The organism is Rheinheimera sp. (assembly GCF_036568245.1).
In the GTDB taxonomy this organism is placed as follows: domain Bacteria; phylum Pseudomonadota; class Gammaproteobacteria; order Enterobacterales; family Alteromonadaceae; genus Alishewanella.
This window is the reverse complement of record NZ_DATCSY010000104.1, coordinates 1-4,905: the sequence shown is the minus strand read 5'-3', so window position 1 is coordinate 4,905 and position 4,905 is coordinate 1. Positions and strand designations below refer to the sequence as shown.

The following is a 4,905-nucleotide window of genomic DNA, read 5'->3' as shown; positions in this document are numbered from 1 at the left end:
CTGGGCCTGCCGCGGGTGGAGCATAGTATTGAGCAAATCCGTAAAGTCGATTTACTGCCGTTCGCCAGCATTATCAAGCAGCATAATCCCGGTATGATCATGACGGCGCATATTCAATACCCGGCGCTGGATAGCAGTACTTTTGTCTCCAAAGACGGCGAGAGCATGCTAAAGCCGGCTACGCTGTCACGCAAAATTCTGCACGGCGTGCTGCGCGAACAGCTGGGCTATAACGGCGTTATTGTAACCGACGCGCTGGATATGGCCGGTATCAGCAAGTTTTTCACTCACACTGAAGCAGTAGTACAAACCTTTGCTGCCGGTGCTGATATTGCCCTGATGCCGGTGAAACTGCAGCATCCGGGGGAGTTGCAGGCACTGTCAGAGCTGCTAACTGCGCTGGAGAACGCGGTGCAATCCGGCGCGTTGGGTCAAGCCGAACTGGCGCAGTCTTATCAGCGCATAGTGGCGCTGAAACAGCAGTATCCGCTGTTGCCTGCTGAAAAAACGCCGGCTCAGCAGGTTAAAAGAGCACTGCATGCACTGGGCAATACAGCGCATCGCAAAGCGGAACTGGCGCTGGCCAAGGCGGCATTAACGCAAGTTAAACCTGCAACAGGCTACTTACCGTTTAAACTGACTGAAACGAAAAAATTGTTGCTGGTGATGCCGGATCAGACCAAAGCACAGGCGCTGTCGGCTGCGCTGCAGCATTACAGCAAACAGCATTTCTCGATTGAGACCATCAGCCTGCAGCAAACCGATTTAACTCAGGCTGCGGCCAAAATTGCGGCTGCAGATGTGGTGATAAGTGGCTTTATTGCTCCGATGCAAAGCCTGGCCGATATCGGCGGTATGGATGATTTAACCGGTGTTGCCAACATCGCCGCGGCGTATGAGCGCCAGACGCTGCAATATGAAACCTTATTGCCGCAAATTAAAGCGCGGCAAAAGCCACATGTGTTCTTAAGCCTGCGTGCGCCTTACGATATCAGCCGTTACGGCAGTTATGCTGACGTCGTGCTGGCCAGCTATGCCTACAACACGGCAGAAGATGCTACGGCAATGAATGCCGGTAATGCAACCTACGAAGCGATTGCGCAGGCGCTGCTGGGCCAATACAGCTTAACCGGTACTTTACCGGTAACGGTGTCACAGGCGGCGAATTGATGCTGGCAGCTATCAGGCGGCATTGCCAGGCTATTTTAGCCTCAGTGCCAGCGAACCGCATGCTGGCACTCGATGCGCTGCGCGGTCTGACTATTACTGCGATGATTCTGGTCAATAACCCCGGCAGCTGGAGCTATGTTTATAGCCCGTTGTTGCATGCAGAATGGCATGGCTGGACGGTTACTGACCTTATCTTCCCATTCTTTATTGTCATCGTCGGTATGTCGCTGCAGCTGAGCTTGCAGCGACAACAGGGCGTAGCCAAACCAACACTGTTAAAACAGGCATTATCACGCTCGGCCAAACTGTATCTGCTGGGGCTGTTTCTGGTGCTGTTTTACTATAACTTCCGCGACCCAGCCTACAATTACATCGAGCAGAAACTGATGGCGGTGCGAGCTTTGGGTGTGTTGCAACGTATTGCGCTGGTGTACTTTTTTACTATGTTAATTGCGCTGTACTGCGCTACGCGTGGCCGCATTATCGCTGTGCTGGCACTATGTGCACTGTATCTGGCCGGGATGTGGTATCTGCCATATCAGGACAGCTATGGCCAGCAGTTTGTCGGCCTGTTCGAGTTTGGTAACAGCTTTGCCGCCTGGCTAGATCATACTGTGTTGGGGGCAAAACATCTGTATTACCGCACCGCGACGCCGTTTGCATTTGACCCCGAGGGGTTGTGGTCTACCTTACCCGCCATTGCCAGTTGTGTCAGCGGTTTACTGATAGCGCAGTGGCTGCAGGCCGAGCGCACGCTAGTACAAAAAGCCCGTGGCCTGCTGTTGTTCGGCGTAATTGCAGTCTGGCTGGCGGAGTTGTGGCACCTGGCACTGCCAATTAATAAAAGTTTATGGACACCCAGCTTTGTGCTGCTTAGCAGCGGTTATTGTGCCATTGCGCTGGCAGCCTGCCTGTGGCTGTGTGATATCAAAAAATACCGCTTATGGAGCGCACCTTTTGTCGTATTTGGTGCCAATGCCATCTTATTTTTTATGTTCGCCGGTGTTGCCGCGCGTTTGCTCGGTATGATTTCCGTTGGCGATATATCGCTGCAAAGCTGGTTGTTTGGCAACCTGTATCAGCCGGCTTTTGGCAACTATAACGGCTCACTGGCCTTTGCCATCAGCTTTTTACTGTTGTCGTATTTGCTGATGCACTGGTGCTACAGGCGTGGTTTTATTATGAAGGTCTGATGGCTGTCGTTGCCCGGTATTGTTAGTTCAAATGACTGAGCGCTGGCAATTTTTATTTGTGCAGATTAAGGTACGATGAACTAAAAACAAAACGATAGCAGCATGACCACTATCAGGATTGTGTCCAAACTTGCAGGCGTGTCTACCGCAACGGTGTCACGCACGCTGAAGAACCCAGAGCTGGTATCGCCGGATACCCGGCAGCGGGTGATGCAGGCAGTACAGAGCGCGGGTTACCGGCCAAATCAGTTGGCACGTAATTTCAGTTCGGGTAAGGCTTATGCGGTGTTGGTGCTGGTGCCGAATGTCGCTAATCCGTTTTTTTCCCGGGTGATCCGCGGTATCGAGCAGGAAGCCCAGGCCTGCGGCTATGCGGTATTGCTGGGGGATACCCAGGGCAGCGTCAGCCGCGAACAGGAATATGCCCGTATGGGCCTGACCAGCCAGGCGGATGGCTTAATTCAACTTGATAGCCGTTACCCGTTTTCGCCGGAAGATCGCGAGCTGGCAAGTACAGTGCCGTTTGTTAATGCTTGTGAGCGCATTGATGAACACGCCGGCTATCCGGTGGTTGAACTGGATAACCGTGGCGCCGCCCGCGCCCTGACACAGCATTTGCTTGATTTAAACCTGAAAAGACTGGCGGTGATTACCGGCCCGGCCCGCAGCCCCATAGTGCGCGACCGCCTGGCGGGTATGAAAGATGCGCTGCTTGGCGCCGGCCTAACACTGGATGCGCAGGCGGTAGTGCAAGGTGATTTCAGCATGCAATCCGGCCATGATGCCGCTGAGCGTTTACTGCAGCTGCCAGAGCGGGCACAGGCTATTTTTTGTATGAATGATGAAATGGCCATTGGCGCCATGCGCTGTCTGCGCCAGCGTGGGTTACGTATACCGCAGGACATTGCGATTGCAGGTTTTGACAATATTGAGTTTGCCGCTTACACCGAACCCAGCCTGACGACTATCGATCAGCCTGCCGAGCAGTTAGGGCGTCAGGCAATGCGTGCGCTGTATCAACTGATGAAAGGCGTACCGTTAGCGCAGCAACACATGATGCTGTCATACCGGCTGGTTGTACGTGACAGCACAGCGATAATCACGGATAAAAAATAACCAATCTGGCTTGACAAAATTCCGTCAGAGATTTAGGTTAAATGATGTAACCGGTTTCATTAGGGCTGCTGCAGAGTTGCCTGTGACACAATAAATATAACAAGCCGTACCGGCCTGCAGTAATACCGGTGTCAGCAAGGGGAGAGTGAGGGTGAACAAAATCAACTCAGGTGCAGTTTTGCGTACCGCTGCACAATGCCTGCTGTGTATAGTAGTTGTTGGTTGTAAACCTGCTGCAACCAGTAGCGAAGATGCAACGATTATTACCAGTAGCGCGGAAACCAAAGCAGAACCGACTGGCGACTGGCAGTGGCTGTTTAACGGTGCCTCTGTCGATGCCTGGACAGACAAAGACGACCAAGCTATTGGCGAACAATGGCAAATAATTGATGACGCGCTGGTGCTCACCGCTGCCGGCGGTGGTGCTGTGGTAACAAAACAAAGTTTCACCGATTTTGAACTGGAGCTGGACTGGCAAATCGCTGCGTCAGGCAACAGCGGTATCTTTTATAAAGTTGCCGGACCTGACAGCAAGGTACGTTCAGGTGGTTTAGAGTACCAACTGCTGGATAATGATAACTACCCAGGTCACGATAATCCTGTTCATTTTACTGCCGCATTATTTGATATTTACCCGCCTGAGCTTGACGCCCATTTACCTGCCGGCAGCTGGAACAACACACGCATCATTGTGCGCTATCCGCATGTTGAGCATTGGCTTAATGACAAGCTGGTACTGCAGTTTGAATTAGGTTCTGCTGACTGGCAAAAGCGGGCAGCACAAAGCAAGTTTGCTCCCGAACATGTATTGGGAGCAAATGAACCCGGCCACATTATGCTGCAGGATCATGGCGACAGAATTGCGTTTCGCCAGATCCGTATCCGAGCGCTATAACAGGAAGCCGCTATGCATTCTACAGATATTAAACGCCGCCAATTTTTACGTCTTGCAGCCGCAGCCGGCCTGACTTGCCAGCTGCCGCTTAGCTGGCAACTGCTGGCGTCTGAGCCATCTGAACCGAAGATCTCACTGGCACAGTGGTCGTTGCACCGCCAACTGCGCGCCGGGCAGCTTAAGGTGCTGGATTTTGCGGTAAAAACCCGGCGCGATTTTCAACTTGGCGCGGTTGAATATGTAAATCAGTTTTTTGCCGACAAAGCAAAGGACCAGCCGTTTCTGCGCCAGTTAAAGCAGCGCGCCGATGACAGCGGTGTCCGCAGTCTGCTGATTATGGTCGATGCTGAAGGCGATCTGGCTGCCATAGACCAAAAGCAGCGGCAACAGGCGGTAGAAAATCATTATAAGTGGGTCGAAGCAGCCGCCTTTTTAGGCTGTCACGCTATCCGCGTCAGCATCGCCGATCACGCCACAACGGATGCCGAAAAAATGCAGCAGGCTGCTGTACAAGGTTTGCAGCAACTGGCC

At 52.7% G+C, this 4,905-nt stretch carries 5 protein-coding genes; all 5 read left to right on the top strand.

Going from position 1 to position 4,905, the window contains the following annotated elements; genetic code table 11:
* Positions 1–1,170, top strand: a 1,170-nt coding sequence (locus VIN66_RS04725; protein WP_331922919.1) for a glycoside hydrolase family 3 N-terminal domain-containing protein, incomplete at its 5' end; no start/stop codon positions are given.
* Positions 1,170–2,363 carry an acyltransferase family protein gene (locus VIN66_RS04720; protein ID WP_331922918.1) on the top strand — a complete coding sequence of 398 codons (1,194 nt, stop codon included), beginning with the start codon at positions 1,170–1,172 and terminating at the stop codon, positions 2,361–2,363. The genes VIN66_RS04725 and VIN66_RS04720, both read left to right, overlap by 1 nt.
* A 102-nt stretch (positions 2,364–2,465) precedes the next feature.
* Positions 2,466–3,479 carry a LacI family DNA-binding transcriptional regulator gene (locus VIN66_RS04715; RefSeq protein ID WP_331922917.1) on the top strand — a complete coding sequence of 338 codons (1,014 nt, stop codon included), beginning with the start codon at positions 2,466–2,468 and terminating at the stop codon, positions 3,477–3,479.
* 178 nt (positions 3,480–3,657) lie between these two features.
* The gene (locus VIN66_RS04710; RefSeq protein WP_331922916.1) at positions 3,658–4,374 is read left to right on the top strand and encodes a DUF1080 domain-containing protein; all 717 of its coding nucleotides are present in this window, start codon (positions 3,658–3,660) and stop codon (positions 4,372–4,374) included.
* A gap of 12 nt (positions 4,375–4,386) precedes the next feature.
* Positions 4,387–4,905 (top strand): hypothetical protein (locus VIN66_RS04705; RefSeq protein WP_331922915.1); only part of this gene is annotated, 519 nt, incomplete at its 3' end.